The sequence below is a fragment of the Glycomyces sp. NPDC021274 genome (genome assembly GCF_040641195.1).
In the GTDB taxonomy this organism is placed as follows: domain Bacteria; phylum Actinomycetota; class Actinomycetes; order Mycobacteriales; family Micromonosporaceae; genus Glycomyces.
Window position 1 is genome coordinate 1 of the sequence record NZ_JBFADC010000111.1, and the last position, 1,131, is coordinate 1,131.

General features: G+C 70.6%; 1 protein-coding gene. It reads right to left on the reverse strand.

What is annotated here, in order from left to right; genetic code table 11:
* Positions 1-1,131 (reverse strand): DNA topoisomerase (locus AB0I03_RS26960; RefSeq protein ID WP_360417454.1); only part of this gene is annotated, 1,131 nt, incomplete at both ends.

A 1,131-nucleotide genomic window follows, 5' to 3' on the forward strand; every position in this document is an offset into this window, starting at 1 on the left:
TCGGCGTCGGTGCCGACCACGCGCGGCAGCGACATCAGCTTGAGCGCGTCCGCCAGCGTCACGGTGTCCAGGGACATCGACTTGAAGAGCGAGGCGGTGCGCGGCTTGACCGCGTTCTTGCCGGTCTTCGGGGTGCCCTCGGGCAGCACCTCGGTGACGTACGGGCCGTAGCGGCCGTCCTTCGCCACGATCTGGTGGCCGGACTCGGGGTCCATGCCCAGCTCGTAGTCACCGCTCGGCTTCGCCAGCAGCTCCTCGGCGTACTCCACGGTCAGCTCGTCGGGCGCCAGGTCGTCGGGGACGTCGGCCCGCTGGTGGCCCTCTTCGTCCTTCTCGCCGCGCTCGACGTACGGGCCGTAGCGGCCGACCCGCAGCGTGACGCCGTTGCCCACCGGGAACGACGAGATCTCCCGGGCGTCGATCGCGCCGAGGTCGGTGACCAGCTCCTTCAGGCCGCCGAGGTGGTCGCCGTCGCCGTTGCCGGCGTCCGCCGCACCGCTCTCGCTGGCACCAGCGCCCTCGCCGAAGTAGAAGCGCCGCAGCCACGGCACGGCCTGCGCCTCGCCGCGGGCGATGCGGTCGAGGTCGTCCTCCATCTTGGCGGTGAAGTCGTAGTCGACGAGCCGGCCGAAGTGCTTCTCCAGGAGGTTGACCACGGCGAAGGAGAGGAACGACGGGACGAGCGCGGTGCCCTTCTTGAAGACATAGCCGCGGTCCAGGATCGTGCCGATGATCGACGCGTACGTCGACGGACGGCCGATCTCCCGCTCCTCCAGCTCCTTGACCAGGGTGGCCTCGGTGTAGCGGGCGGGCGGCTTGGTGGCGTGGCCGTCGGCGGTGATCTCCTGGGCGGTGAGCGCGTCGCCCTCGGCGACCTGCGGCAGCCGCCGCTCGCGGTCGTCCAGCTCGGCGTTCGGGTCGTCGGCGCCCTCCACGTATGCCTTGAGGAAGCCGTGGAAGGTGATGGTCTTGCCGGACGCGCTGAACTCGGTGTCCCGACCGTCCGCGGCCCGGCCGCCGATCTTGACGGTGACGGAGTCGCCGGTCGCGTCCTTCATCTGGGAGGCGACGGTCCGCTTCCAGATCAGCTCATAGAGCCTGAACTGGTCGCCGGTCAGCCCGGTCTCGGCG